At 59.9% G+C, this 25,418-nt stretch carries 28 protein-coding genes; 10 read left to right on the top strand and 18 right to left on the bottom strand.

Annotated features, from left to right (window positions below):
* Window positions 1–74 precede the first annotated feature (74 nt).
* The 5 genes from E5180_RS07445 to E5180_RS07425 all read left to right on the top strand — a co-directional run bounded on the left by E5180_RS07445 (window position 75) and on the right by E5180_RS07425 (window position 3,853).
* The gene (locus E5180_RS07445) at window positions 75–1,355 is read left to right on the top strand and encodes an MFS transporter (protein WP_138923822.1); all 1,281 of its coding nucleotides are present in this window, start codon (window positions 75–77) and stop codon (window positions 1,353–1,355) included.
* Between the two features lie 60 nt (window positions 1,356–1,415).
* Complete coding sequence (locus tag E5180_RS07440; RefSeq protein WP_005852428.1) at window positions 1,416–1,649, top strand: hypothetical protein; 234 nt, start codon at window positions 1,416–1,418, stop codon at window positions 1,647–1,649.
* A 2-nt stretch (window positions 1,650–1,651) separates the two neighbouring features.
* Entirely contained in the window at window positions 1,652–2,404 is a 753-nt protein-coding gene (locus tag E5180_RS07435; RefSeq protein WP_138923821.1) for an alpha/beta fold hydrolase, read from the top strand.
* Between the two features lie 58 nt (window positions 2,405–2,462).
* Entirely contained in the window at window positions 2,463–3,077 is a 615-nt protein-coding gene (locus E5180_RS07430; RefSeq protein ID WP_138925150.1) for a hypothetical protein, read from the top strand.
* Between the two features lie 65 nt (window positions 3,078–3,142).
* Window positions 3,143–3,853 carry an alpha/beta fold hydrolase gene (locus tag E5180_RS07425; RefSeq protein ID WP_138923820.1) on the top strand — a complete coding sequence of 237 codons (711 nt, stop codon included), beginning with the start codon at window positions 3,143–3,145 and terminating at the stop codon, window positions 3,851–3,853.
* A 15-nt stretch (window positions 3,854–3,868) separates the two neighbouring features.
* Here E5180_RS07425 and E5180_RS07420 read toward each other — a convergent pair whose 3' ends face one another.
* Both E5180_RS07420 and phaZ read right to left on the bottom strand, forming a co-directional pair.
* Window positions 3,869–4,459, bottom strand: a complete 591-nt coding sequence (locus E5180_RS07420) for a DUF6151 family protein (RefSeq protein WP_138923819.1) — start codon at window positions 4,457–4,459, stop codon at window positions 3,869–3,871.
* Window positions 4,459–5,775: a polyhydroxyalkanoate depolymerase gene (phaZ, locus tag E5180_RS07415; RefSeq protein ID WP_138923818.1), complete on the bottom strand. Its 1,317-nt coding sequence runs from the start codon at window positions 5,773–5,775 to the stop codon at window positions 4,459–4,461. Before phaZ ends, E5180_RS07420 begins: the two co-directional genes overlap by 1 nt.
* Window positions 5,776–5,880: 105 nt before the next feature.
* Here phaZ and E5180_RS07410 point away from each other — a divergent pair, with 105 nt between their 5' ends.
* The 3 genes from E5180_RS07410 to phaR all read left to right on the top strand — a co-directional run bounded on the left by E5180_RS07410 (window position 5,881) and on the right by phaR (window position 8,978).
* Window positions 5,881–7,686: a PHA/PHB synthase family protein gene (locus E5180_RS07410; RefSeq protein ID WP_138923817.1), complete on the top strand. Its 1,806-nt coding sequence runs from the start codon at window positions 5,881–5,883 to the stop codon at window positions 7,684–7,686.
* Between the two features lie 151 nt (window positions 7,687–7,837).
* On the top strand, window positions 7,838–8,281 hold the full coding sequence (locus E5180_RS07405) for a phasin, PhaP (protein WP_138923816.1): 444 nt from the start codon (window positions 7,838–7,840) through the stop codon (window positions 8,279–8,281).
* 133 nt (window positions 8,282–8,414) lie between these two features.
* The gene (gene phaR / locus E5180_RS07400) at window positions 8,415–8,978 is read left to right on the top strand and encodes a polyhydroxyalkanoate synthesis repressor PhaR (RefSeq protein ID WP_138923815.1); all 564 of its coding nucleotides are present in this window, start codon (window positions 8,415–8,417) and stop codon (window positions 8,976–8,978) included.
* Between the two features lie 106 nt (window positions 8,979–9,084).
* Here the strand turns inward: phaR and E5180_RS07395 are convergent, their stop codons facing one another.
* From E5180_RS07395 to E5180_RS07320, 16 genes are all read right to left on the bottom strand, one after another.
* Window positions 9,085–10,263, bottom strand: a complete 1,179-nt coding sequence (locus tag E5180_RS07395; RefSeq protein ID WP_138923814.1) for a DegT/DnrJ/EryC1/StrS family aminotransferase — start codon at window positions 10,261–10,263, stop codon at window positions 9,085–9,087.
* Between the two features lie 94 nt (window positions 10,264–10,357).
* Window positions 10,358–11,662, bottom strand: a complete 1,305-nt coding sequence (locus tag E5180_RS07390; RefSeq protein ID WP_138923813.1) for an NAD(P)/FAD-dependent oxidoreductase — start codon at window positions 11,660–11,662, stop codon at window positions 10,358–10,360.
* 73 nt (window positions 11,663–11,735) lie between these two features.
* A complete protein-coding gene (locus E5180_RS07385) occupies window positions 11,736–13,094 on the bottom strand; it encodes a glutamine synthetase family protein (protein ID WP_138923812.1) in 1,359 nt (452 codons plus the stop codon).
* Entirely contained in the window at window positions 13,094–13,774 is a 681-nt protein-coding gene (locus E5180_RS07380; RefSeq protein ID WP_138925149.1) for a type 1 glutamine amidotransferase, read from the bottom strand. The genes E5180_RS07385 and E5180_RS07380 overlap by 1 nt, the downstream gene beginning before the upstream one ends.
* Before the next feature lie 13 nt (window positions 13,775–13,787).
* The gene (locus E5180_RS07375; RefSeq protein ID WP_138923811.1) at window positions 13,788–15,122 is read right to left on the bottom strand and encodes a glutamine synthetase family protein; all 1,335 of its coding nucleotides are present in this window, start codon (window positions 15,120–15,122) and stop codon (window positions 13,788–13,790) included.
* 97 nt (window positions 15,123–15,219) lie between these two features.
* A complete protein-coding gene (locus tag E5180_RS07370) occupies window positions 15,220–16,026 on the bottom strand; it encodes an ABC transporter permease (protein WP_138923810.1) in 807 nt (268 codons plus the stop codon).
* A complete protein-coding gene (locus E5180_RS07365; protein WP_138923809.1) occupies window positions 16,023–16,904 on the bottom strand; it encodes an ABC transporter permease in 882 nt (293 codons plus the stop codon). Before E5180_RS07365 ends, E5180_RS07370 begins: the two co-directional genes overlap by 4 nt.
* A 109-nt stretch (window positions 16,905–17,013) precedes the next feature.
* Window positions 17,014–17,748: a transporter substrate-binding domain-containing protein gene (locus E5180_RS07360; protein WP_138923808.1), complete on the bottom strand. Its 735-nt coding sequence runs from the start codon at window positions 17,746–17,748 to the stop codon at window positions 17,014–17,016.
* Between the two features lie 36 nt (window positions 17,749–17,784).
* A complete protein-coding gene (locus E5180_RS07355) occupies window positions 17,785–18,561 on the bottom strand; it encodes an ABC transporter ATP-binding protein (protein ID WP_138923807.1) in 777 nt (258 codons plus the stop codon).
* A gap of 127 nt (window positions 18,562–18,688) precedes the next feature.
* A complete protein-coding gene (locus tag E5180_RS07350; RefSeq protein ID WP_138923806.1) occupies window positions 18,689–19,129 on the bottom strand; it encodes a TerB family tellurite resistance protein in 441 nt (146 codons plus the stop codon).
* Between the two features lie 37 nt (window positions 19,130–19,166).
* Complete coding sequence (locus tag E5180_RS07345) at window positions 19,167–19,604, bottom strand: TerB family tellurite resistance protein (protein WP_138923805.1); 438 nt, start codon at window positions 19,602–19,604, stop codon at window positions 19,167–19,169.
* Window positions 19,605–19,738: 134 nt separating this feature from the next.
* Window positions 19,739–20,032 (bottom strand): DUF1330 domain-containing protein, encoded by a 294-nt coding sequence (locus E5180_RS07340; RefSeq protein WP_138923804.1) that lies wholly within the window; start codon window positions 20,030–20,032, stop codon window positions 19,739–19,741.
* A gap of 10 nt (window positions 20,033–20,042) precedes the next feature.
* Window positions 20,043–20,825 carry a 23S rRNA (adenine(2030)-N(6))-methyltransferase RlmJ gene (gene rlmJ, locus E5180_RS07335; protein ID WP_138923803.1) on the bottom strand — a complete coding sequence of 261 codons (783 nt, stop codon included), beginning with the start codon at window positions 20,823–20,825 and terminating at the stop codon, window positions 20,043–20,045.
* 24 nt (window positions 20,826–20,849) lie between these two features.
* On the bottom strand, window positions 20,850–22,499 hold the full coding sequence (locus E5180_RS07330; RefSeq protein WP_138923802.1) for a CTP synthase: 1,650 nt from the start codon (window positions 22,497–22,499) through the stop codon (window positions 20,850–20,852).
* 177 nt (window positions 22,500–22,676) lie between these two features.
* Window positions 22,677–23,042: a preprotein translocase subunit SecG gene (gene secG, locus E5180_RS07325; protein ID WP_093733240.1), complete on the bottom strand. Its 366-nt coding sequence runs from the start codon at window positions 23,040–23,042 to the stop codon at window positions 22,677–22,679.
* Window positions 23,043–23,150: 108 nt separating this feature from the next.
* The gene (locus tag E5180_RS07320) at window positions 23,151–23,546 is read right to left on the bottom strand and encodes a DUF6524 family protein (protein ID WP_093733239.1); all 396 of its coding nucleotides are present in this window, start codon (window positions 23,544–23,546) and stop codon (window positions 23,151–23,153) included.
* 216 nt (window positions 23,547–23,762) lie between these two features.
* Between E5180_RS07320 and E5180_RS07315 the strand changes: the two genes are divergently transcribed.
* Window positions 23,763–25,058: an adenylosuccinate synthase gene (locus E5180_RS07315; protein WP_138923801.1), complete on the top strand. Its 1,296-nt coding sequence runs from the start codon at window positions 23,763–23,765 to the stop codon at window positions 25,056–25,058.
* Between the two features lie 55 nt (window positions 25,059–25,113).
* Window positions 25,114–25,344 carry a DUF2842 domain-containing protein gene (locus E5180_RS07310; RefSeq protein WP_093733237.1) on the top strand — a complete coding sequence of 77 codons (231 nt, stop codon included), beginning with the start codon at window positions 25,114–25,116 and terminating at the stop codon, window positions 25,342–25,344.
* Window positions 25,345–25,418: the final 74 nt, after the last annotated feature.

Genomic DNA, 25,418 nt, shown 5'->3' with positions numbered 1-25,418 from the left:
GGTGGCGTCCTTTCCTTGGCGGCCCCGTGCGATAGATTGCAGGGGATTACCAAGAAGCGACGGGACCGGAAGATATGCAAGATGATGTGGCGCAGCGGGCGTTTGATACGCTTTCGGGGGCAGAGGGTGACGCGCAGGACCTGTCGCCCCACGCGCAAGAGGCCGAGGCCCGGAACGCCCTGCGCCATATCGCCAGCCTGACGATGACCAAAGTCGCGGACGGGCTGATTGACCCCAAGCTGATGCTGTCGTGGCTGCTGACATCGCTTGGCGCGCCGGCGGTCTATGCGGGGGCGCTGGTGCCGATCCGCGAGGCGGGGGCGCTGCTACCGCAGATCGTGATGGCCAGCTGGGTGCAAGCGATGGCGCGGCGCAAATGGGCGTGGGTCGCAGGATCGGCGGGGCAGGGCATTTTCGCGGCGTTGATCGTGCTGGCGGCGCTCACGTTGGACGGATCAGCGGCGGGGCTGGCGATTTGCGGGGCGCTGGCGGGGCTGGCGGTCAGCCGTGCCGCCTGTTCGGTGTCGTATAAAGATATTTTGGGCAAGACCGTGGGCAAGTCGCGGCGCGGGTCGATCACGGGCACGGCGGGGTCTGTTGCCTCGGCCGGTGTGCTGGTGCTGGCGCTGTTGCTGATGTCGGGGCTGGTGCAGGATCGCGGCGTAGTGATTGCGGCGATTGCGCTGGCCGCGCTGCTGTGGGGCGGGGCGGCGCTGTTGTTTTCAACCCTGGACGAGGCCCCCAGCGACAGCGCCAAGGCCACGCCGGCCAGCTTTGCCATCCTCAAAGAAGACGCGAACCTGCGCCGGTTCATTCTGGTGCGCGGGCTGTTGGTCGCGACCTCGCTTGCGCCGCCGTATTTTGTGGTGCTGGCAGGCGGAGAGGATCAATCCGCGCTCGGCCAACTGGGCGCGCTGGTGCTGGCGTCGGCCCTTGCGGCATTGCTTAGCTCTTATGTCTGGGGGCGGCTGTCAGACCAGTCCAGCCGCCGCGTGCTGATGTTGACGGGCATCGTGGGGGCCGTGGCAATGGTCGGTGCCGTGGGGCTAGAGCTGATTGGCATGGCGACGCAGATCTGGGCGATGCCGCTGGTGCTGTTTGTCCTGATGATCGCCTATCACGGGGTGCGGCAGGGGCGGTCGACCTATCTGGTGGATATGTCGCCAATGGACCAGCGGTCGGCCTATGCCGCCGTGTCCAACACCGTGATTGGGGGGCTGCTGCTGATCGCCGGTGTGGCGGGTGGCGGCGCGGCACTGATCGGCCCCGTGGCGACGCTGGTTTTATTCGCGCTCATGTCCGCGGCGGCGGCGTTTGCGGCGCTTGGCCTGCGCGAAGTCGAAGCGGCGGATTGATCGTCGGGGCCGCGCGCCGTATGACTGGGGCGCGCATTTGACCCAAAGGGGGGGAAGCCCATGTCCAAACACAACCGCAACTTTGAGCTGACGATCAGCGATATCGACCTGATCGAAGCGGCGCTGCATGTGACCAAACGCGACCTGTCGATGGACGCGCTGAATGACACGGCATCGATGCTGCCCGCCGATGCCGCCAAAGACAGCCTGCGCCGGATCGACGATCTGCTGGGCCGTTTGCACAATCAGAAAATCTTTTACCGCCCCGCCAAGGGCACCTATCTGGGAGGCTGATGATGACTGCGCCCAAGTATCTGGAAACGCCCCAAGGGCGGCGGCTGGCTTACCACAAGACCGACGGAAAAGGCCCTTGCGTGGTGTTTCTGGGCGGTCTGAAATCTGACATGATGGGCACCAAGGCGGTGTTCCTCGAAGCCTGGGCAATACGCGAGGGGCGGGCCTTTTTGCGGTTTGATTATTCGGGGCACGGAGAATCCTCGGGTGTGTTTACCGACGGGTGCATTGGCGATTGGGCCCAAGACACGCGCGCGGCGGTAGAAGCGCTGACCGAGGGGCCGATCCTGCCGGTGGGGTCGTCCATGGGCGGCTGGCAGTCGCTGCTGTTGGCGCGCGCGCTGCCGTCGCGGATCGCGGGTCTGGTGACCATCGCTGCGGCCCCTGATTTTACCGAGGACGGCTATTGGGCCAGCTTTACCGATGCGCAAAAGCAAACCTTGGCCGAGGCGGGGCAGGTCGAATTGCCGTCAGACTATATGGAGCCTTACATCATCACCCGCCGCATGATCGAGGACGGGCGCACGCAGCTGGTCTTGCGCGATCCGCTGCATCTGCCGTTTCCCACGCGGTTCTTGCAGGGCACGGCAGACACCGCCGTCAGCGTTGCCACCGCTGTGCGGCTGCTGGAACATGCGCAGGGGCCTGACATGCAGTTGCAACTGGTCAAGGACGCGGATCACCGCTTTTCCGATGACAGGTGTCTTGCTTTGCTGTTGACTGCCGTCGAAGAGGTCGCTGCATTGGCGGCCTGAAACGGGCCCCGCCGGACATGGGGTAGGGAGGGGCAACAGCATGCGCAAACCTGCCAGCATGTGGAGCCTTGAGACTTTTGGGCGGGTCCGCCTGTCGCGGCATTTCTTTATGCGCGATTTTATGTATTCCGAAATTTCGGGCTTTCACGGACAGCCCAATATCCCCGACGATCCTGATCTTGCGATTGAAAACGGGCGGGCCTTTTGCACCACGCTGCTGGACCCGCTTGAGGAAACCTTTGGACGTATCGCCGTGCGGTCGGGGTATCGGTCGGCGGCGCTGAATGCCTATGGTAACCGGCACAAGCTGAATTGCGCGGCCAATGACAACCCGATCGAATGTCATATCTGGGATCGCGGGGCAGGGGCGCAGGCAATCGCGGGCGCCAGCATCGTGATCCCGTGGTTTGCCGACCAGTACGATCAGGGGCGCGACTGGCGCGATCTGGCGTGGTGGGTGCATGATCATCTGCCCTATTCCGAGATGTGGTTTTTCCCCAAGCTTGCCGCATTTAACCTGACGTGGCGACCAGAGCCGCAGCGCAGCATTTCAAGCTATATCGCGCCGCGCGGGATGTTGTTGCGTGGCGGGAAGTCGCCGTCAGAGCCCTTGGCGCAGCGCCGCGCACGTTATAGGGATTTTCCGCCCTTGCGTGGCATCGCCTATCCATGATGAGGTGCGGCGCAGCAGCAGTGTCCCGAAGTGGCGCGAATTTATGACTAATGACAGGGACATACATGGCTGACCCTCTTGTTCTTCTGCCCGGCCTCATGTCTGACGCGCGGGTGTTCTGGCCGCAGATTGCCGAACTGTCGGCGAAAACCGCCGTCACCGTGGCCCCGATCACCCAAGGCGAACGGATCGAGGAAATCGCGTCCGGTCTGCTGGATCAATTGCCCAAACGGTTTGCGCTGGCAGGGATGGGGCTGGGCGGGGCGGTCGCGCTCGAGATCTTGCGCCGTGCGCCGGACCGTTTGTCACGGTTGGCGCTGATTGGGGCCAGTCCGCTGGCCGAACCACCCCAGGCCGCTGCGGCCCGCGAGATGCTGATCGTCAAGGTCAAGTCGGGGCGGCTGGCGGATGCGATGCGCGAAGAGCTGGACCCTCTGTGGCTGGCCCCCGGCCCGAACCGCGCGGCGATACTAGAGATCGCGCTGGATATGGCTGATACGCTGGGACCCGAGGTCTACATTCGTCAGGCCCGCGCCTTGCAGCGGGCGCGTGATCAGCAGGCTGTGCTGCGTAAATGCAAGGTGCCGACGCTGGTGATGTGTGGCGAGGTGGGCAAGCAGAACCCCGTCAAGCGCCATAGCTTTATGGCCGAACTGCTGCCCTATGCCATTTTGCGCGTGATCGAAGGGGCAGGGCATTTGCCCACGCTGGAGCAGCCAGAAGCAACGACCACAGCGATCAAGGAGTGGATGAAGCTGCCCTTGGTCCCTGCCTAGAGTCTGAGGACGGAATTAACGCAGGGCGTCGAGGATGGCTTGGCGCTGGTCGTGCGGCACGATCTTCACAGGGCGGGTGGGCGTCGCGGTATCGGGATCGATAAAGGGGTTGGTTTTCCACCGTCCCGTTATCTTGGCCGCCGCAGCACGCGACAGCGCCCCCCAGATCAACCGCGGCAGTCCCTCGTTGCGGGTTTTGCCTGACGATGTGGGGATATATCCGGTACCAACGATGGGCCCAAGCGCCGCAGGGTCGGACAGAGCGCTGGTCATGATGCTGGCAAAGGCAAGCTTGGGCTTGCGCAGCGTGTTGAACATTGGCGTCCCGCAGCAGGTCGCATACCAGCGCAGCAGGTTCTTATCGCCGAATGAAAACACGCCCAGCTGGTCGAACCCCTGATCAAAGTCGAACCGGTCGGGCGTGGTTTGGAACAGTTGGACCGCCTGTGGCGCAGGGTCGGGTTGGTTCAAGTACACCTCGGCCGCGCGGCAATCGATACAGTGACACTGGGCATGGCTGCCGCGTGCGGGTGTCATGCCGCGCAAGGTCCCTTTGATGGTCCCGCAGTTGCAGGCAAAGGGCAGATCACGCGGCGCGGCGGGCATTATGCTGTCGACTTCTGGGCCGGGACAGAGGCCTTGTCGACATTGGCTGGGGCGGCGGCTGCTTGGGGGGCCGCTGCCTTGGCCGTGCGCTGGTTTTCATCGATGAATTTCAGCACCAGCGGGCGGATATTCTCGCGCCAGCTTTTGCCTGCGAAGATACCATAGTGCCCTGCGCCGTCTTCAAGATGGCTGGCCTTTTTGTCGTCGGGCAGGCCGGTGCACAGTTCCAGCGCGGCGACACATTGGCCAGGGGCCGAGATATCATCCTTGGTGCCTTCGACGGTTTTCACCGCAACATCTGTGATCTTGCCGATGTCGACGGGCTGGCCTTGGATCGTGAAGCTGTTGGTGCCGATTTCATTGTCCTTAAAGATCCGCTGCACGGTAGACAGGTAGAATTCGGCGGGCATGTCCATCACGGCGAGGTATTCGTCGTAGAACTTGTTGTGCTTGTCGTGGTCGCCTGCCGTCCCCTGTGCGACGCGCATGATCTGGTCGCGGAAGGCTTTGGCGTGGGTTTCGGCGTTCATCGTGATGAAAGAGTTCAGCTGTAACAGACCGGGATAGACCTTGCGGCCCACGCCTTGGTGCTGAAAGCCGACCTGCTGGATCATCATTTCTTGCAGCTGGTTCATGTTCACGCGGTGGCCGAAATCCGTCACCTCTGTGGGGCTGGCGGCGGTATCGATCGGCCCGCCAATCAACGTGAGCGAGCTGGGCTGTGCCTTGGGATCCTGTTCGGCCAGATAGGCGGTCGCGGCAAGGGTCAGCGGCGCAGGCTGGCAGACGGCGATCACATGCACGTCGGGGCCCAGATGGCGCATATAGTCGACCAGCCGCAGGGTATAATCCTCTACGTCGAACTTGCCGGCGCTGACAGGGATGTCGCGGGCATTATGCCAGTCGGTGATGTACAAATCTGCATCGGGGATCAGGCTGATCACGGTGGATCGCAGCAGGGTCGCATAGTGGCCGGACATGGGCGCGACCAGCAGGATCTTGCGCTTGGGCGTGTCGCGGCCCTGCACAACAAAATGCACCAGATCGCCAAACGGACCTTCAAGCTCTTTTTCAATCAGGACGGGATGATCCAGACCATCGGCACCAACAGCCGGCGGAATGTCCCAATCAGGTTTGACCACCATGCGCGAAAAGCTGCGTTCGGTTACTTCGCCCCAAGCGGCCATCCAGTTCAACGCGGGGTTCGGAACAGCGGCAAAAGCGGGATACGATGCCATCGCCAACGCGGTGGCGCCAAGCCACTGATTGGTGTTTCTCATCGTTTCCATTAAATCGTAAGATGCCATATACTTCATGTAAGGGGTCTCCTGTTGGGGGGCCTTGCGCCCTGCATCTTGTCGGACCCTCCCCCAAAGGTCGGCGCGATGCTGCAGGTGCAAACATAGGGAGGAACGGTTAACATGACAATAAAAACAACTAAGACCGACGTTGAGAGTTCCAAGGCACAGGAACGTATGGAGGAAAACCTGCGCAAGGTCGAAGCGCTGGGGGCTCGGCTGTCGCAGATCATGGTCGGCCGGGACACGCATCAGGCGAGTTTGGACGGCCCGAATCAGGAGCTGTTCACAAAGGCTGCGACGTCCTATTGGGCCGAAGCTGTGCAAAATCCGGCCAAGATGATCGAGCAGCAGGTGTCGTACTGGAGCAAATCTGTCAGCCACTTCGTCGAGGCGCAGCAGGCGCTGGCCAAAGGCAAGCTGGCAGCCCCTGAAGATACCGCGCCCGAGGACCGCCGCTTTGCCAACCCGTTGTGGAAATCGCACCCCTATTTCAATTTTGTCAAACAACAGTACCAGATCAACGCAGAGGCGCTTGGCCAAGCGGTCGAGAACGTCGCCGATCTGGCCCCGCACGAACGCAAACGCCTGAGCTACTTTAGCCGCCAGATCGTTGATCTGATGAGCCCGACAAATTTTCTGGCCACCAACCCCGATGCTTTGGAACGCGCCGTCGCCACAGAAGGCGAAAGCCTGATCCGCGGGCTTGAGAACCTGATCGCGGACCTGGAGGCCAACAACGGCGAGCTGGTCGTGCGGCTGGCGGATGACAGCGCGTTCGAGCTGGGCCGCAACATCGCCACAACCCCTGGCAAGGTCGTGTTCCGCAGCAAACTGTTCGAACTGATCCAGTATAGCCCCAGTACCGAAAAGGTGGACGCCACCCCCATCGTGATCTTTCCGCCGTGGATCAACAAATTCTACATTCTTGATCTGAAGGAGCAGAACAGTCTGGTCAAATGGATCGTGGATCAGGGCTATACGTTGTTCATGGTGTCATGGGTTAATCCCGACAAAAGCTATCGTGACGTCGGAATGGGCGACTATATCGAAGACGGCTTTGTGACCGCGATCAACGAGGCCAAGGCGATCACCGGTCAAGACAATGTGCATGCCGTGGGGTATTGCATTGCAGGCACGACACTGGCGCTGGCGCTGTCGCTGATGAAACAGCGGGGCGATACGTCGGTCAAATCCGCGACCTTCTTTACCGCGCTGACCGACTTTTCCGATCAGGGGGAGTTCCAGCCGTTCCTGACAGATGATTTTATTGACGGGATCGAGGCAGAGACCCAGGACAAAGGCATGCTGCCGTCGCTCATCATGGCGCGTACCTTTTCCTTTTTGCGGTCGAATGATCTGGTCTATGGACCTGCGATCAAGAGCTATATGCTGGGCGATACGCCGCCCGCCTTTGATCTGCTTTACTGGAACGGCGACGGGGCGAACCTGCCGCAGCGCATGGCGATGGAATATTTGCGGGGGCTTTGCCAACAGAACAAGCTGGTCGACGGCGGGTTCGACCTGCTGGGCCACTGTCTGAAGCTCGAAGACATTGACGTGCCGCTGATGGCGGTCGGCTGCGAGACGGACCACATCGCGCCGTGGAAAGACAGCTATCGCGGCGTGGGGCTGATGGGCAGCGCTGACAAGACATTTGTCATGACGCAGTCGGGGCACATCGCAGGCATCGTGAATCCGCCCAGCAAGGGCAAATACGGCCACTATACCAACGCTGATGTATCGCTGGATCACAAGGACTGGCTAGAGGGCGCGGCCTTCCATGAAGGGTCATGGTGGCCCCGCTGGGGGGCGTGGCTCGAGAATCAGTCCGACGGTAAGGTGGATGCACGTATTGCGGGTGAAAATGGCCGTGAGACGTTTGGCGATGCGCCCGGCACCTATGTGGCCCGCAGGGCAAGAGGTTGATCTAATTGCCCAATTTTTTAGGGGCGTGAGTGTCGAGAAATGACGATGCTGCAATGCAGAAAAAGCTTGCAATGCCGCACTGCAGCATCTATCTTAAGCTTAGTCATAACGAAGCGGTAGACGCCGCTTACCCCCATAAGGAGAGTTTATCATGACGAAGACACCAGATTTCGCCGCGATGATGAAAGACATGATGGGTGCATTCCCCGTTGACACATCCGCAATGAACGATGCGTTCAAAACCACCGCGACGCTGAACGAAAAGCTGTCCGGTGTGGCCTTGAGCGCCGCTGAGAAATCCGCAGCGATTTCCAGCAAATGGACTCAAGACACGCTGACAAAAATGTCGGAAATGTCGAAAGCCAAGCAAGAGCCTGCTGACTACGCCAAAGCAATGACCGAGTTCACCTCGGCCTCTGCCGAAGTTGCGTCCGAGCACATGGCCGCTTTCGCCGAGATCGCCAAGAAGGTCCAGATGGACACTGTTGAGCTGATGATGGCTGCTGGCAAAGACATGTCCGAAGAAGCAACGGCTGCTGTCAAAAAGGCAACTTCCGACGCGACAGCCGCGACAAAGAAAGCCACAGCGAAGTAATCGCTCTGGCCTTTGGTACAGTAAAGATTAATGAGGGCAGACTTTGCGGTCTGCCCTTTTTTGTGGCGCCTATCTTTTTCATTTAAGCTGCCCTAAGCTGCAATGCAGCATGCCTATTTGGGAAGGACCTAGTGTGACCGAAACAGTCAAGCCCCTGCTTATCAAACGATATGCAAGCCGCCGCCTGTATAATACCGAAACCAGTGATTATGTCACTTTAGACGATATTTCGGGCTTTATCCGCGATGGCCGAGAGGTGAAGATTGTGGACCTGAAATCAGGCGACGATCTGACCCGCCAATACCTACTGCAAATTATCGCCGAACACGAAAGCCGCGGTGAATCCGTGCTGCCCGTGGATGTGCTGAACGATCTTGTCCGCAGCTATATGTCCCCCGATGCCAGTGTCGTGCCGCAGTTCCTGAAATCGTCGTTCGATATGCTGCGCGATGGTCAGGCACGGGTGCTCGAGAATATCAACACGATCAACCCGATGTCGAAAATGCCGGGCTTCGAGGTCATGCAGGCCCAGCAAGAGGCCTTTATGAAAGCGATGACAGGCAACATTCCGACGCCTTGGAATGGCATGGGGGGTGGTGATGCGCGCCCCGCTAAGGGGGGCGGTCAGGATGAAAGTCTTGATGCGATCAAACAGCAGCTGGCCGAGCTGCAAGAGAAACTGTCCAAGCTGAAGTAGCCTCTTTTTCGGTGCGTTAGAACGGTCAAAGCCCACCCGCTGACGGGTGGGCTTTGCTGTGTCTGCCGGATGCCTCCGGCGGGAGTTTATCTGGCAAAATGAAGCCTTAGGCCGCGGCGGATTTTGTAACCGAGGCCAGCGCCCCCAGCAGCACATTGACGATGGCATCCAGATCGGCGGTTTGCAGTTGCACGGGCAGGCGCACATCGCAGGCGGTCATTAACATGGCGCGGGTCTGGGGCAGGTCGGGCAAATCCTGAATGAACTGCCAGTTCCAGAAAGCGCGCGCATTGTCGGTGCTTTGACCAAAGACCTGGACCTTGACGCCCGCCTTGGCGCTGGCATCTGCAAAGCCGCGGATGGCGGCGTCGTCCAAGCCAACCAGATTGAACTGGATGGAATCCGGTGCCCGGGTCTCGGGGGGGAGCGGGGCGGGGACGTCGATCTGTGGAACGGCATTCAGCTTGGCCGCGACATAGTCGTGGTTGCGCAAGCCATCCGCCACACGGCGGGGCAGTTCTGCCAGTTGGGCGCGGACCAACACAGCCGACAGGTTATTGAGCCGCAGATTGTAAAGCGGCAGCTGGTTCTGCCACCGCGCACAGGCGTCAGCGATGCCGGGGTGTTTCTTCCAGTTGTGCTCGTACGCCCCCGACATAATGATCGCACGGGCCGCGAGATTGGCGTCATCGGTGATCAGGATACCGCCTTCGCCCGCGTTGACCATCTTGTAGGACTGGAACGAGAAGCAGCCGATTTTACCGATGGTCCCTATCTTGCGGTCATGCCACAGCGTGCCAAGCGAATGAGCTGCGTCTTCGATCACGGGTATTTCTGCAGAGTCGCACAGCCGCATGATCGCATCCATATCCGAGGTATGCCCGCGCATGTGGCTTATGATCACCGCATCTACCGTCGGCAGCTTGGCGGCAAAATCTTTCATATCAATCCGGTAGTTCGCCCCGACTTCGCACAGCACCGGCGTATAATTGGCGTGGATCACGGCAGAGGGCACGGCAGCAAAGGTAAAGCCGGGGATCAGCACCTTGGCGTTCGGCGGCAGGTCCAGCGCCAGCAACGACAAAAACAGCGCGGCAGAGCACGAAGATACTGCCAGCGCATAGCGGCTGCCCATCATCTGCGCGAACTCGGCCTCAAGCAGGGAGACCGGCGCGTCGGCAGCAGCGGTGTAGCGAAACAGATCGCCGCTTTGCAACAGCTGCTCTATCTCGGCGCGGGCAGAGTCGGGAATGGCTTCGGCGCTGTGCATGTCGGGCAGGGTCATATTTCATTATCCTGAATGTTTGTTTTCAGAATGGTAAAACAATGCGCCCGTGGGACCAAGCCTTTTCCCGCTCCGCCTTATGAATGTTTTGTGACTAGATCCCCAGCCGATCGCGCAAGCTGAACCAGGTCATTGCCAGCGCAAGCAGCGGACTGCGCAAGGCTCCGCCGCCGGGGAAGCTGGGGGTGGGCAGGGCGCTCATGGTGTCAAAGCCATCGCCGTCGCCTTCAATTGCACGTGCCATCAGCTGGCCTGCGTGGATCGCCGTGCCGACGCCGTGGCCGGAATAGCCCGAGGCCGACAAGATATTCGGCGCAACACGTGCGAGAAACGGCAGACGCTTCATGGTGATCGCCAGCGTGCCGCCCCAAGCGTAATCGATTTTTACGTCGCGCAGAGCGGGGAAAACTTGGCTCATGGGCTTGCGGGCTTTGGCCGCGACATCACTGGGGAACCGGTAGCCATAGCTTTCGCCGCCGCCAAACAGCAGCCGCCCGTCATGGCTAAGCCGGAAATAATTCACCACGAATTTGCTATCGGCCACGGCGACGTCACGGGGCAACACTTCCTTTGTGCGATCCCCCAAGGGTTCGGTGGCGACGATAAAGTTGTTGATCGGCATCACCTTGGCCGCAACCTTGCGGTTCAGCCCGCCAAGATAGCCGTTGCAGGCAAGGATCACATGATCGGCCGTTACCCGCCCGCCATCGGTTTGCACGATGGCAGGGTCCCCTTCGGCGATATGGTGCACGGCGCTGCGTTCATAGATCTCTACCCCCGCGGCCGCCGCGGCACGGGCCAGTCCAAGGGCGAGGTTCAGGGGATGCAGATGCGCGGCACCCATATCCAGAATACCGCCAGCATAGGCCGGCGAGGCGCAGACGTTACGCAGGGCGTCGCGGTCCAACAGCTCTATCTGGTCGTAGCCATAGCGTTCTTGCAGAAAGCCGGCGTAGGCGTGCAGGTGATCCACATCCGCCGACGTGCTGGCGGTCCAGGCCACACCGGGCTTGAGGTGGCAGTCGATGTCATGGGTTGCGATCAGCTGCTTGACCAGCGCCTTGGCGTCTTCGCCCAGGTCCCACAGACGGCGGGCGGCGTCAGCACCGACCATCTTTTCCAAGGCGTCTTGTTCCACCCGCTGCCCGCTGCCCAGCTGACCGCCGTTGCGGCCCGATGCGCCAAAGCCCACACGCTGCGCTTCGACCAGCACCACGCGGCGCCCCGCTTGTGCCAGATGCAAGGCGGCGGACAGTCCGGTATAGCCGCCACCCACGATGCAGACATCGGCGCGCTGGTCCCCCTTTAGGGTTGGGTAGGGTGTGCTGGAGGTCGCGGTCGCAGCGTACCAGCTGTCGGGGTAACGCCCCGGCGCGTCATTTGCATATAGCAGATTCATGTCAGATCGGCCCCCGCAGTCGCTTCCAAATGGTCCTAAATCCTCGCCGAAGGCTCCCGCAGGCGATGCGGGCCTAGACGTTCATCAACAGGTGCTCGCGTTCCCACGGGGAAATGACATGCAGGAATTCCTCGTATTCGGCGCGTTTCACGATCGCATAGACGCGGGCGAACTCGGGCCCAAGCACCTCGTGCAAGGTTGTGGCCTCTTCGAACAGATCAAGTGCTGACCCTAGAACCTGCGGGATATCCCCGTCGCCGTCATAGGCATCACCCTTGAATTCGGGTTTGGGGTCTTTCTGTTCCATCATTCCTAGATAGCCGCAGGCCAGAGACGCCGCGATGCCGAGGTAGGGGTTGCAGTCCATCCCGGCCAGACGGTTCTCGACGCGGCGCGACGACGGGCCGGACAGGGGCACGCGGATGCCCGTGGTGCGATTGTCGCGGCCCCATTCCAGATTGATCGGCGCGGCGTGGTCTTTGACGTAGCGCCGATAGCTGTTCACATAGGGTGCAAGGACGGCCAGCGCGTCGGGCATGTGGTTTTGCATACCGGCGATAAAGTGATAAAACGCTTCCGTTTCGCCACCCTCCGGGTCAGAGAAGATGTTCTTGCCCGTTGTCGCGTCCAGCACCGAATGATGGATATGCATCGCGCTGCCGGGTTCATTGGCGATGGGTTTCGCCATGAAGGTGGCATAGCAATCGTGGCGCAGCGCGGCTTCGCGGATCAGACGTTTGAAATAGAACACTTCGTCTGCCAGACGCACAGGGTCGCCGTGGATCAGGTTGATCTCCAGCTGGCCCGCGCCGCCTTCTTGGGTGATGCCGTCAATCTCGAAGCCCTGCGCCTCTGCGAAATCATAGATGTCGTCGATCACGGGGCCGAATTCGTCCACGGCGGTCATGGAATAGGCCTGACGCGCAGCGGCGGGCCGGCCCGAGCGGCCCATCATCGGCTTGATCTCGTGGGCGGGGTCAAGGTTGCGGGCGACCAGAAAGAATTCCATCTCGGGGGCCACAACGGGTTCCCAGCCTTGCGCGCGATACAGCTCGACGACCCGCTTTAGCACATTGCGTGGCGAATAGCCGACAGCGTTGCCATCGCGATCATAGGCGTCATGAATGACTTGCAAGGTCCAGTCACCCGTCCAGGGGGCGGCGGTCGCGGTCGAGATATCGGGGCGCAGGATCATGTCTTTTTCGATGAAGCCGTCAACACCGGCGGCATCGCCCCATTCGCCGGTAATGGTCTGGTAGAAGATGCTGTCGGGAAGGTGAAAATACTCCTGACGCGCAAATTTCGTCGCGGGCACTGCCTTGCCGCGTGCGATGCCGGGAATATCAGGGATGATACATTCGACTTCGTCGAGCCGTCGACCCTCTAGATATGCACGTGCTGCGGGGGGAAGCTCTTCAAGCCAGTCGGACATCATAATCTCTCTTTCTTGAGGAAGTCTGCAATGTGGGCGGCGATTTTCGCGTTGTCAGTGGGGGCGCCCAGCAGGGCCGAGGCAGATTCAAGCTGGTGGTCGGGTACCACGCCCTTGCCGCGGGTGCGGATCAGCCCGTCGATGAAATCTTGCGTAAACTCGGGGTGGGGCTGGATCGTCCAGATTTGATCATCATAGAGCAAGGCGGCATTGGCGCAGAAATCTGATGCGCCGACAACCTTCGCGCCTTGGGGCAGTTCGGTGACCTGATCCTGATGCCAGGCGTTCAGCGCTAGCGTTTCGCCGTCGATGGTGTATTCGGTCCGGCCGACAGACCAGCCCCCCGCGAATTTTTCGACTTTGCCGCCAAGGGCTTGGGCGATAATCTGGTGGCCAAAGCAGATGCCGACCAAGGGGCGGCCTGCGTCGCGGATGCCACGGATCAGCTGTTCAAGCGGTGGGATCCAGTCGTGGTCTTCGTAGGCACCGTGTTTGGATCCGGTAATGAGCCAACCGTCGGCGTCGACCGCCGACGCGGGGAAGTCGCCATCGACAACCGACCAGATCTGAAACTCGAAATCATGCCCGCCCAGCAGTTTGACGAACATATCGCCATAATCGCCAAGCGCGTCTTTCATGTTGTCGGGGGAGTGGCCGGTCTGGAGGATGCCGATTTTCATGAGAGCCATCTGTCTACACCGTGTCCAGATAGATTTCGACCTGCTCTTGCGGGGTCAGTTCTTGCATATAATGCAGCTCTTGGCGTTTGGTCAGGATAAAGTTGCGCACCATTTCGGGGGCGAAAATGCGTTTCACCTCTTCCGAGTTCTCGAAGGCATCGATCGCGGATTTCCAGTCGCCCGGAATTTGCGGAAGTTCGGCGGCATAGGCGTTGCCGGTGATCGGGGCAGGGGGTTCGGCCCCGTCTTCGATGCCGTTCATCGCGGCCCCCAGCACGGCGGCCAGCATCAGATAGGGGTTCACGTCACCGCCCGACACACGGTGTTCGATACGCCGCGCCTTGTGGCTGCCCGACGGGATGCGGATCGACGAGGTACGGTTCTCATAGGCCCATGAAATGCCCGTGGGCGCGTGGGCACCGGGTACCATCCGGTCAAAGCTGTTGGCATGAGGGGCAAAGACCAGCGCGCAGCCGACCATGGCGTTCATACAGCCCGCAACCGCGTGGCGCATGATCGCGGTGCCTTGGGGGCCGCCGTCGTCAAAGACGTTGTTGCCGTTCTTGTCGAGCACAGAGAAATGCGTGTGCAGACCAGATCCGGGGTAATCCTCGTAGGGTTTCGCCATAAAGCTCGCGGCAAAGCCGTGACGGCGGGCAAGGCCCTTGACCAGCATCTTGAACAACCACGCATCATCGGCGGCGCGCAGGGCATCGTCGCAGTGCATCAGGTTGATTTCGAACTGGCCCAGACCTGCCTCTGAAATCGCGGTATCGGCGGGGATATCCATCTCTTCGCAGGCGTCATAAAGGTCGGTGAAGAATTCATCGAACTGGTCTAGCGCGCGGATCGACAGGGTTTCAGCCGCCTTGCGGCGTTTGCCCGACCGCGGCGACAGGGGCACCTGAAGCTTGCGGCCCGAATCGTCGATTAGAAAGAATTCAAGCTCGACTGCGCAGACCGGTGTCAGCCCGCGCGATTTATAGCGATCAACCACCGCGCGCAGGGCATGACGCGGGTCACCGCCATAGGGTCGGCCATCCTCGTGGAACATCCAGATCGGCAGCAGGGCTGACGGCGCATCAAGCCACGGCATCGGCAGAAAGCCACGCTCTGTCGGGTGCAGGATGCCATCGGCATCACCGCTTTCGAATACCAGCGGGCTGTCGTCGATGTCTTCGCCCCAGATGTCGAGGTTAAGCACCGACATCGGAAAGCGCGTGCCGTCCTCTACGACCTTGTCGGCAAAACGCGTGGGAATGCGCTTGCCTCGGGCCTGACCGTTCAGGTCAGCGGCGGCCACACGGATTGTGCGGACCTGAGGATGTTTGCGAAGCCAGTTTTTCATATCACACCTTGTAAGCGGCGGGCATGAACGGTGTTCTTAAAACATGAAAACCGAGGGGTGCGCCCACGCGCTAAATAATTTGATCAAAAAATAGATACTACCGGATCAGATTTAGACGCAAGCGAATTTTCCGCACCGATGACTGGGGCAGGTGGCGGTTAAGACGGCGATTGATCAGCCCAAAGACAGAGATGATCACAAGTGTCAGCAAAATGAAATAGCCGGCGAGGATGGGATAGGGGACGAACGGGTTGAAGGTTTTGTCCGCAAAATAGCTGGCATAATAAAGCGCATCGCCGCGTTGTTGCAGCGCCGGAAAACCGGTGAAAAAGACCAGCGTTGTCGCATGAAACAAGAAGATTGCCTCGTTGGTATAGGCGGGCCAGGCCAACCGCAGCATGGTCGGCCAGACGATGCGCTTGAAACGCGGCCAGCCCGAAATGCCATAGGCATCAGCGGCTTCGGTGTCGCCTTTGGGGATGGATTGCAGCGCGCCATAGAAAATCTCGGCCGAGTAGGCGGAGGTATTGAAGAATAAAACGATCAACGCCCCGAGCCACGCAGAGGTGAACATATCAAAGAACGGATGCACAGATTTTAGGCTAAGGAACAAGAAATAGCCGAAAAAGAACTGGATGAACAAAGGCGAGCCGCGGAACAGAAAAATAAACCATTCTGACGGTTTGCGCAGCCAAGGGCTGGGGTGCGCCTTGCCCACGGCCAGAACCGTTGCCAGCAGAAAGCCGCTGATCAGGGCGAAAAATCCGTAGTAGACGTTCCAGATCATGCCCGACCCGATCAGGGTGAATTGATCACACAGCGTAAAGTCACTGCGCGGCAGCAGCCGTTCACCATAGCCAAGAGAGCGCAGCCCGTAGGATTGGATCGTGTCCCAACAGGTCATACGGCGGCCTTTCGCTGTGCTTCACCACCGGCAGTGGCCTGACCTTTGGTCAGTCGCCGCATCAGCCGGTCAAGCACGATTTCGGACACACGGGTAAAGCAAAGGTAAAAGACCAGCAGCGCCAGAAAATACCACATGCGCCAGTCGGGGTGGGGGTAATCGGTAAAGCGCGGCGTCTTGGCCCCGCCCAGATCACGCGCCCAGTACACGATGTCTTCGATGCCCAGCAAGAACAGCAGCGGGGTCGCCTTGATCAGCACCATCCACAGATTGCCAAGCCCGGGCAGCGCATAGACCCACATCTGTGGCACAAGGATACGCCAGAAGGTCTGGCGCGGCGACATGCCGTAGGCTTCGCCGGTTTCGATCTGCGCCCGCGGCACGGCGCGCATCGCACCATAAAGCACATTGGCCGCAAAGGCGCCGAACACGATCGCAAAGGTCAGTACGGCGAGGGAAAAGCCATAGGCCTCGTGGACCCATTGCGCCGAATTCCCAAGCGGCATCTTGGCGGCCTGACAGACCAGAAAGTCACTGCCCTGACGGATCGGTTGATCCCAGTCGGGGCATTTCACCTTGTGGCGCAGGTATTCAATGCCCTGATCCAAGGCGATGACGAAAAACAAAAAGAACGCGATGTCCGGCACGCCGCGCACAACAGCGATATAGGTGCGGCCCAGCCATGACAGCGGTGCAAAGGGTGACCGTGCGGCCATTGCGCCCCCAAAGCCAAAGGCAAGCGCTGCGGGGGCGGTGATGGCAAGCAACAGCAATACAGTGCCGAATGCGCCATAGAATGCCAAATGCTTGCCCGTGGTCAGGTAGCACGTCAGCCATGACAGGCCGGAAAGCGTTTCTGGGTCAGTGCAAGCAAAAATAGCGAAATGTCCCGGTGGTATGCGCCCTTTGCGGGCGTCTGTATTGGGGTCTTTAGTCAGATCGGCAGTAAGAGAAAAGGGGGCGGCAGATGCGCCGCCCCGATCAAGATCAGAATGTTTTGGCGCCTTCGCCGAACCATTTGATGATCAGCTTGTTCAGGCTGCCGTCATCCTTCATCGACTGGATGGCGGTGTCGAACTTTGCTTTCAGCTCTGTGTCGCTTTCGCGCAGGCCAAGGCCGATGCCGTCGCCCAGTGGCACGTCGTCACCGACAAATATCATCTCGCCGCCGGATTCCTCGACCGTGGGGACCAGTGCGTCCTTATCGGCGAAAACCGCGTCTGCTTCGCCGTTGTTCACGGCTGCGACGGTTTCGTCATAGGTGGCAAATTCCAGCAAGGTGGCACCGGATTCGGCGACGTGACCCGCTTGGATCGTGCTGGTTTGTGCGGAAACGACGCCGCCTGTGATGTCGGCATCAGCCGATTTCGCAGCATAGGCAGAGGCCGCTGGCGGGAAGTAGTTCTGTGTGAAATCAATCACTTCTTCGCGCTCGTCGGTGATGCTCATGCCGGCGATGATGGTGTCGTAGTTGCCCGACGTCAGGTTCGGAATGATGCTGTCCCATTCGTTGGTGACCCATTCGCAGGTCAGCTCGGCGCGGGCGCACAGCTCGTCGCCGACTTCGCGCTCAAAGCCGTCTACTTCGCCAGCATCGTTCAGGAAGTTATAGGGAGGGTAGGCCCCTTCGGTCCCCATGCGGATGGTTTTGCCGTGGGCGTCTGCCATGGCGAAACCTGTGCTGAGCGCCAGTGCGGCAGTGGCAAGAACGAGTGTTTTCATTTTGAAGTCTCCCAGTTTATTGTTTTTAGGTCGTTTTTAGTCCGCGTGGGTGGCCGAGAGGAACCCGCGCAGACGTTCCGATTTAGGGGCACCGAACAATACGTCAGGGGCCCCTTGTTCTTCGATCAAACCCTGATGCAGGAAAACGACGTGGTCCGACACATCGGCCGCCAGTTTCATATCATGGGTTACGATCATCATGGTCCGCCCTTCGGCGGCCAGATCCTTGATGACTTTGACGACCTCTTGTTCAAGCTCGGGATCAAGCGCCGAGGTCGGTTCGTCAAATAGCAGTGCTTCGGGTTCCATACACAACCCGCGCGCGATGGCGGCGCGTTGCTGTTGGCCGCCCGACAGCTGCGCCGGAAAGACATCGCATTTGTCGCCGATGCCCACCTTGTCGAGGTACGCCCGTGCCGCGGCCTCGACCTCGGCGCGGTCGCGGCGCAGCACGGTGAGGGGGGCCTCCATCACGTTTTGCAGAATCGTCATATGGGCCCACAGGTTGAACTGCTGAAACACCATCGACAGGTTCGTGCGGATGCGCAGCACTTGCTTGGGATCGGCGGGGCGGCGGTTGTGGCCCGTGCCTTTCCATGCGACCGCCTCGCCGTTAAAGCGCAAATCGCCCTGCTGGCTGTCTTCGAGCAGATTACAGCAGCGCAACAACGTGGATTTACCAGAGCCCGACGACCCGATCAGCGAAATGACATGCCCCCGAGGGGCCTTGACCGACACCCCTTTGAGCACCTCCAGAGGGCCATAGGCCTTGTGCAGGTTGTTGATCTCGATAACGGGGGGCTGTTCTGTCACTGTGCTGCCTTATTGTGCATTCCGCAGCAAGTTAAGGTGATTTTCACAGGGATTTGCAATCTTGAACTTGGGTTTCGCCCAATAATTCAAAGGTTGACCCCGCGTAAGATCGCCACCTGCGCGTAAACTAGTCTTTGTCTTCAATCTGTTTGCGTACGATGGCGCTGTCGGTGTCCGAGACCCCCAGCAAATTGGTCACCAAGCGAAGCAGGGCGTTCTCTTCGTCAGAGCGCATGCCGTCAGCCAGCACGACTTCCCACAGCGCTTTGATCACCGCAAGGCGGGCGTCATAGGGCACAGCATCCTTGATCGCGCGGGTAAAGCGGACGGTATCGGGGGCTTCGGCCTCAAGCGCTTCGGCGTCGGCACGCAGGGAGGCGGTGTCGTCACCATCCAGCGCATAGCGTTTGGCGATGATCTGGTCGATGCGCGCGCGCTCAGACGGGGCGTATTCATTGTCCGACTTGGCGATGCGCACCAAAAGCGCGGTCAGCGCAAGGCGGGCATCCCCATCGGGAAGCTGGGCGGGATCAGGCTGGGTCAGCCGTTTGATGAATTCTGCAAACATGGGCGTGATATAGAGCGGTTGCGGCGCAAGGCCAAGGTCACAAAGCTTTCAACGCTTTTTCGCGGGCGGCGGACATATCTTTGTCACTGAGCCCAAGCGCGGTTTCGATTGCCAGCAGCTGGATTTCAATGTCGTCGTCCCGCGCCCCATCGGCCAGCGCCACAGACCACATCGCATCGCCAAGCGCCTTGCGGTCGTCATAGGCGACTTCCTCGCGCAGGATTTGCGCAAATTCAGGCGTGCCGGGGGCATGGCGTTCCAAGGCTTCGCAGGTGGCACGCAGTTTCGCGGCCTCGATCGGTTTCAAACCAAAGGTCTGCGCCAGAATGCGGTCGATCTGTCCGACTTCGGCAGCACGGTAGGTGCGATCGGCCAGCGCCACACGCACCAGCAACGCACCAAGGGCAAGCTGTGGGGTCGGCTGTGGCAGCGGCTTGGGGTCCGGCTTGCGGCGGGGGAATAGACGTTCAAACATGGCAACTCTTTATCGTTCGGGGCGTTCTAGGCTAACTCAAATCAAAGCCCGACGTTCCAATCGGCCCATATTCGCAAAGGGGTGATGTATAAAAAGCGCAATTCTAAACGCGCGCGCAACTGCTGTTCGTGGCCTCAGGCGTCATAGCCTTCGACGATGACAAGATTGCCATCCGAAACCGACGACCGGATGTCTTTGGCCGCCTGATACCCGTCGCTTTCATAGCAGGCCACGGCATCAGCAAGAGAGGCAAATTCGATCACAACGATGCGCGGGTGTGACGTACCTTCGCGGATGTCTGGCGTGGCCCCACGGACCAGAAACTTTGCCCCGAAATCTGCAAAAGGCTTGGCATTTGCAGCGCGGTATTTGTCGTAGACCTCGGCGTCACGGACGTCGACATTTGCGATCCAGTATCCTTTGGGCATCGGTAGCTCCTTATCTGGGGAGAGTTTTGAACTTGGCCGTCAGACGGGCTGCTTCTTCCTTGAGCCCGTATGGCGGGTTCAACACGAACATGCCCGATCCGACCATCCCGTGACCGGGGCGGGCAGGGGCAAAGCTGACCTCGTGGCGCAGTGCTTCGGGGTGGGCCCCCATCAGCGCGCTCAGCATCGGCTGGTGCGCCTTGCTGGTCAAAATCGGATACCACAGCGCAATGATGCCGACGTTCCATGCGCGGGCGAGCTTGCCAATGTGGCGCGGGATATCGACGTAATCGGTTTTAATCTCGAAGCTGGGGTCGATCAGCATCAGGCCACGGCGCGGGGTGGGCGGCGTCAGGGCAAAAGCCATGTCGAACCCGTCGCGGTAGTGACACTTGGCATTATAGGGCGACATCGCCAGATCAAGGGCGGCATGTTCACCGGGATGCAGTTCGGCCAGTTGGATGCTGTCGCTGTCGCGCAGCAGCTTGGCGGCCAAGAGCGGCGAACCGGGATAGGCATCGGCCCCTTGCTCACGCGTGATCTGATCGAGCACCTGCGCGTAGGGATGCGTATTGCCAAACCAGCCACGGGCACGGCCAATGCCCTGCGCCGCCTCGCCGGTTTTCAGGGCAGGGGTGTCGGACAGGTCATACAACGCGCGACCGGCATGGGTTTCCAGATAGGACAGCGGTTTGTCCTTGCGCGTCAGATACCCCAACATCCACGCCAGCAGGCTGTGTTTGTGAACATCGGCCAGATTGCCGGCGTGGTAGATATGTTGGTAGCTGAGCATGCCGAGGGCCGCCTTTCGCGAGGGTCAGACCAGCCGCGACATTTCCTTGGCGGCGCGGATGAAGTCCTTGAACAAGGGGTGCGGATCAAAGGGTTTGGATTTCAGTTCGGGGTGGAACTGGACGCCAATGAACCACGGGTGATCGGACCATTCCACGATCTCGGGCAGCATGCCATCGGGCGACATCCCCGAGAAGGTCAGACCGGCTTTTTCCAATTTCTCGCGGTAGGCGGTGTCGACCTCATAGCGGTGACGGTGACGCTCGTCGATGGACGTGGTGCCATAAATATTGGCCACGTTCGATCCTTCTTTGAGCGTCGCATCATAGGCACCAAGACGCATTGTGCCACCTTTGTCGTCGTCCAGCTTGCGTTCGACCTTGTGGTTGCCCTGCACCCATTCCTTGAGGTGGTAGACGACGGGTTCAAAACGCTTTTTGCCGCTGGATTCGTGGTCGAATTCTTCGGAGCCCGCAGTCGTCAGGCCCGCCACGTTACGCGCGGCTTCGATGACGGCCATCTGCATGCCCAGACAGATCCCCAGATAGGGGACTTTCTGTTCGCGGGCATATTGTGCGGCCTTGATCTTGCCTTCGGTACCGCGTTCGCCAAACCCGCCGGGCACGAGGATCGCGTGGAACCCTTCGAGGTGCGAGGACAGGTCGTCGCTTTGATCAAAGACCTCGGCATCGACCCATTCAATCTTGACCTTGACCCGATTGGCCATGCCACCGTGGGTCAGCGCCTCTGCGATGGATTTATAGGCGTCCTCAAGCTGGGTGTACTTGCCGACGATGGCGACTTTGACTTCGCCTTCGGGGTTGTGCACGCGGTCAGAGACATCGCGCCAGACCGACAGTTCAGGCTTGGGTGCGGGGGAGATATCGAAGGCATCCAGCACGGCCTGATCCAGCCCTTGCGCGTGATAGGCCAGCGGCGCGTCATAGATGGTTTTCAGGTCATAGGCCGCAACCACGGCCTCTTTGCGGACGTTACAGAAAAGGGCGATCTTCTCGCGCTCTTTCTCGGGGATCGGGTGTTCGGAACGGCAGACCAGAATGTCGGGCGCGATCCCGATGCTTTGCAATTCCTTGACGGAGTGTTGCGTCGGTTTGGTCTTTAGCTCGCCGCTGGCTGCCAGATAGGGCAGTAGGGTGAGGTGCATAAAGATACACTGGCCGCGCGGTTTGTCATGGCTGAACTGGCGGATCGCCTCAAAGAAGGGCAGGCCTTCGATGTCGCCGACCGTGCCGCCGATTTCGCACAGCATAAAGTCGACCTCGTCATCGCCGATATGCAGGAAATCCTTGATCTCGTTGGTGACGTGGGGAATCACCTGAATGGTCTTGCCCAGATAGTCACCGCGACGCTCTTTCTCGAGCACGGTGGAATAGACCCGACCAGAGCTGATCGAATCCGTCTTGCGTGCCGCGACGCCGGTAAAGCGTTCGTAGTGGCCCAGATCCAGATCGGTTTCGGCACCATCGTCGGTCACAAAAACTTCGCCATGTTCAAAGGGCGACATCGTGCCGGGATCGACGTTCAGGTAAGGGTCCAGTTTGCGCAGACGGACGGAAAAGCCACGCGCTTGCAGCAAGGCCCCCAAAGCCGCAGAGGCAAGACCTTTGCCAAGGCTGGAAACCACACCGCCGGTGATAAAAATATAGCGTGCCATGTGATGAAGGCCCCCGTGAGTTCAGATTTGATGTGGCAAAAGCCAAGCAATTGAGCTGCGGAAAACCGCAGCATCACGGGACTTATACCTAACAGGATTCGGATGGAAAAAGCAAGGCCAAGCCGCAACATCCTGTTGCGTATCTTGGCCTTACCTCAAGCTGTTGTAGTGTCTGGATTAATCCGCAGTCGGAACTTGCGGTGTGTTTTCCGCAGGTGTCGGCGGCAGCAGTGAATCGGTATCGGGCAGCGCTGGTGCGTCACCTTGGTTCAGCGCTGGTGGCGTGCCGCCCAGACGGTCGATTACCGAGGAACCGGCGGATTTTTCAGCCGCGATGATGGTCAGTGTAATCGAGGTCACGATAAAGGCCGCGGCCAAAATCCAGGTCAGTTTGCCCATGGCAGTGGCTGCCGAGCGACCGGAAACGGCACCGCCGCCCCCACCGCCCATGCCAAGGCCGCCCCCTTCGGACCGTTGCAGCAACACGACTGCAATCAGGCCAAGGGCCAGAATGAGATGGACAATCAGGACTACATTTTCCATTGGTACCTACGGCTCTGCGGTTTTGACTTTGGGCGTGTCTAGGCAAGTTTGCCTATGGGGGCAAGGGAGGATTGGCCCGCGTTGCCCCGCTTGGGCAGAAAGCCCGCGTCAGGTTTCCACATCATCCACATCTGCCTGCCCCGATACGGCGCGGCGAAAGATGCTCCAGCTGAGGCCGATGCCCAGTACAAAGCTCAGCGCGACAAGGCCGAGCCACAGGTTAAAACTGCCGTTATCCAGCCGCAGGACCCCCAGATCATAGAGCACCCAGAGGCTGGCCCCGACCAGTGCCAGCACCAGCAACATCCCCAACCCGCCAATAGAGCGCAGCGTCGCACGCAGATAGACAACATAGCCGATGAGCAGCAGCAGCCCCAGCAAGACGGCGATGGACAGATTCATATGGCCGTAGCGCATGACCCATGTGACATAGTTATAAGACGTCGGATTAAAGGTCGCGGCCAACAGCACAAAGGCGCAGGCCCAACGTATGAAAAAACCCATCTGTGGTACTTCCTTGTTTGGTCTGGCTTGGAATATCGGCGCTACCGTAGCAAAGTCTATGGGGACGGGTTCAAGTTTTACCGCTCGAGGCCGATAAATGCCGAGAAATGTGACGCCGCGGCGTTTTGGCTGCATTTTACAGTTTCGGACCTTGGCGGTCGTCGCTATACCTCCACGGGTTTGCACGGTTATTTGAACTGTTAAAGGAATATCTTCATGGCCAACGTCGTAGTCGTAGGCGCCCAGTGGGGCGACGAAGGAAAAGGCAAAATCGTTGACTGGCTCAGCGAACGGGCCGATGTCATCGCCCGCTTTCAGGGTGGCCATAACGCGGGCCACACGCTGGTCATCGACGGCAAGGTCTACAAGCTGCACGCGCTGCCCTCGGGTGTTGTACGCGGCGGCAAGCTTTCGGTTATCGGCAACGGTGTTGTGCTTGACCCGTGGCACCTGCTGAAAGAAATCGAAACGATCCGCGCCCAAGGCGTCGAGATCACGCCCGAAACGCTGATGATCGCGGAAAACACGCCGCTGATCATGCCCTACCACGGCGAGTTGGACCGCGCCCGCGAAGAGGCCGCGTCAAAAGGTACCAAAATCGGGACCACCGGTCGCGGCATCGGGCCGTGCTACGAGGATAAAGTCGGTCGCCGCGCCATCCGCGTTGCCGATCTGGCCGACCCTGCCACGCTCGAGGCACGCGTCGACCGCGCGTTGCAGCACCACGATCCGCTGCGTAAGGGTCTGGGCGTCGAAGCGATTGACCGCGACGGACTGGTTGAACTGCTCAAAGAGATCGCGCCGAAGATCCTTGAATATGCTGCACCTGTCTGGAAGGTGATGAACGAAAAGCGCAAAGCCGGTAAGCGTATCCTGTTCGAAGGTGCCCAAGGCGCGCTGCTCGACATCGACTTTGGTACCTATCCTTTCGTCACCTCCTCTAACGTGATTGCAGGGCAGGCGGCGACGGGTGTGGGCATCGGTCCGGGCGCGATCGACTATGTTCTGGGGATCGTCAAAGCCTATACCACGCGCGTCGGCGAAGGCCCGTTCCCGACTGAACTGGACGATGCCGACGGTCAACGTCTGGGCGAACGCGGCCACGAATTCGGCACCACCACCGGGCGCAAGCGTCGCTGTGGCTGGTTCGATGCAGCCCTTGTGCGCCAGACCTGTGTCACCAGTGGCGTGACCGGCATCTCGCTTACCAAGCTTGACGTGCTTGACGGGTTTGAGACGCTCAAGATCTGCACCGGCTATGATCTGGACGGTCAAGTGTTGGATTACCTGCCCACGGCAGCCGATCAACAAGCCCGCTGCACCCCGATCTACGAGGAAGTGCCGGGGTGGTCCGAAAGCACCGAAGGCGCGCGCAGCTGGGCTGATCTGCCCGCGAACGCGATCAAATACGTGCGCCGCATCGAGGAGTTGATCCAGTGCCCCGTCGCGATGCTGTCGACCTCGCCAGAGCGGGAAGATACGATTCTGGTCACTGACCCCTTCGCCGATTGATCTATATCGCCGGGGGCCCTGCGGGGCCCTTGGCACCTGATGAAAGGACACTACGATGGCCCTTGGGTATAAAGCACGACGCCGTTGGGCGCTGGTCATTCTTCTGGTCGGTCTGCCGCTCTATATCATTGCGGCTGTCGTCGCGGTGTCGCTGTTTGACCGGCCGCCGTTCTGGGTCGAACTGCTGATCTATATTGCGCTTGGCGTGGTCTGGGCGATCCCGCTCAAGTTCGTGTTCAAAGGCATCGGTCAGGCCGATCCGAACGCGCGCGACGACGCTGAATAGAACCGCTTTGGTGGGCCCGCCTTGCGGATACACGACCTTGCATCATAATAAAAAAACGGCCCCCGAGGGGGCCG

Origin of the sequence: Sulfitobacter sp. BSw21498 (assembly GCF_006064855.1) — a bacterium.
In the GTDB taxonomy this organism is placed as follows: Bacteria; Pseudomonadota; Alphaproteobacteria; order Rhodobacterales; family Rhodobacteraceae; genus Sulfitobacter.
Note: the sequence above shows the minus strand (reverse complement) of the source record. Positions and strands in the feature narration are given on the sequence as shown.

What these genes read in the sequence shown, in the direction of transcription:
- E5180_RS07445 (WP_138923822.1), top strand. Translation starts at nt 75, where the DNA reads ATGCAAGATGATGTGGCGCAGCGGGCGTTTGATACGCTTTCGGGGGCA.
- E5180_RS07440 (WP_005852428.1), top strand. Translation starts at nt 1,416, where the DNA reads ATGTCCAAACACAACCGCAACTTTGAGCTGACGATCAGCGATATCGAC.
- E5180_RS07435 (WP_138923821.1), top strand. Translation starts at nt 1,652, where the DNA reads ATGACTGCGCCCAAGTATCTGGAAACGCCCCAAGGGCGGCGGCTGGCT.
- E5180_RS07430 (WP_138925150.1), top strand. Translation starts at nt 2,463, where the DNA reads ATGTGGAGCCTTGAGACTTTTGGGCGGGTCCGCCTGTCGCGGCATTTC.
- E5180_RS07425 (WP_138923820.1), top strand. Translation starts at nt 3,143, where the DNA reads ATGGCTGACCCTCTTGTTCTTCTGCCCGGCCTCATGTCTGACGCGCGG.
- E5180_RS07420 (WP_138923819.1), bottom strand. Translation starts at nt 4,459, where the DNA reads ATGCCCGCCGCGCCGCGTGATCTGCCCTTTGCCTGCAACTGCGGGACC.
- phaZ (WP_138923818.1), bottom strand. Translation starts at nt 5,775, where the DNA reads ATGAAGTATATGGCATCTTACGATTTAATGGAAACGATGAGAAACACC.
- E5180_RS07410 (WP_138923817.1), top strand. Translation starts at nt 5,881, where the DNA reads ATGACAATAAAAACAACTAAGACCGACGTTGAGAGTTCCAAGGCACAG.
- E5180_RS07405 (WP_138923816.1), top strand. Translation starts at nt 7,838, where the DNA reads ATGACGAAGACACCAGATTTCGCCGCGATGATGAAAGACATGATGGGT.
- E5180_RS07395 (WP_138923814.1), bottom strand. Translation starts at nt 10,263, where the DNA reads ATGACCCTGCCCGACATGCACAGCGCCGAAGCCATTCCCGACTCTGCC.
- E5180_RS07390 (WP_138923813.1), bottom strand. Translation starts at nt 11,662, where the DNA reads ATGAATCTGCTATATGCAAATGACGCGCCGGGGCGTTACCCCGACAGC.
- E5180_RS07385 (WP_138923812.1), bottom strand. Translation starts at nt 13,094, where the DNA reads ATGTCCGACTGGCTTGAAGAGCTTCCCCCCGCAGCACGTGCATATCTA.
- E5180_RS07380 (WP_138925149.1), bottom strand. Translation starts at nt 13,774, where the DNA reads ATGAAAATCGGCATCCTCCAGACCGGCCACTCCCCCGACAACATGAAA.
- E5180_RS07375 (WP_138923811.1), bottom strand. Translation starts at nt 15,122, where the DNA reads ATGAAAAACTGGCTTCGCAAACATCCTCAGGTCCGCACAATCCGTGTG.
- E5180_RS07370 (WP_138923810.1), bottom strand. Translation starts at nt 16,026, where the DNA reads ATGACCTGTTGGGACACGATCCAATCCTACGGGCTGCGCTCTCTTGGC.
- E5180_RS07360 (WP_138923808.1), bottom strand. Translation starts at nt 17,748, where the DNA reads ATGAAAACACTCGTTCTTGCCACTGCCGCACTGGCGCTCAGCACAGGT.
- E5180_RS07350 (WP_138923806.1), bottom strand. Translation starts at nt 19,129, where the DNA reads ATGTTTGCAGAATTCATCAAACGGCTGACCCAGCCTGATCCCGCCCAG.
- E5180_RS07345 (WP_138923805.1), bottom strand. Translation starts at nt 19,604, where the DNA reads ATGTTTGAACGTCTATTCCCCCGCCGCAAGCCGGACCCCAAGCCGCTG.
- E5180_RS07340 (WP_138923804.1), bottom strand. Translation starts at nt 20,032, where the DNA reads ATGCCCAAAGGATACTGGATCGCAAATGTCGACGTCCGTGACGCCGAG.
- rlmJ (WP_138923803.1), bottom strand. Translation starts at nt 20,825, where the DNA reads ATGCTCAGCTACCAACATATCTACCACGCCGGCAATCTGGCCGATGTT.
- E5180_RS07330 (WP_138923802.1), bottom strand. Translation starts at nt 22,499, where the DNA reads ATGGCACGCTATATTTTTATCACCGGCGGTGTGGTTTCCAGCCTTGGC.
- secG (WP_093733240.1), bottom strand. Translation starts at nt 23,042, where the DNA reads ATGGAAAATGTAGTCCTGATTGTCCATCTCATTCTGGCCCTTGGCCTG.
- E5180_RS07320 (WP_093733239.1), bottom strand. Translation starts at nt 23,546, where the DNA reads ATGGGTTTTTTCATACGTTGGGCCTGCGCCTTTGTGCTGTTGGCCGCG.
- E5180_RS07315 (WP_138923801.1), top strand. Translation starts at nt 23,763, where the DNA reads ATGGCCAACGTCGTAGTCGTAGGCGCCCAGTGGGGCGACGAAGGAAAA.
- E5180_RS07310 (WP_093733237.1), top strand. Translation starts at nt 25,114, where the DNA reads ATGGCCCTTGGGTATAAAGCACGACGCCGTTGGGCGCTGGTCATTCTT.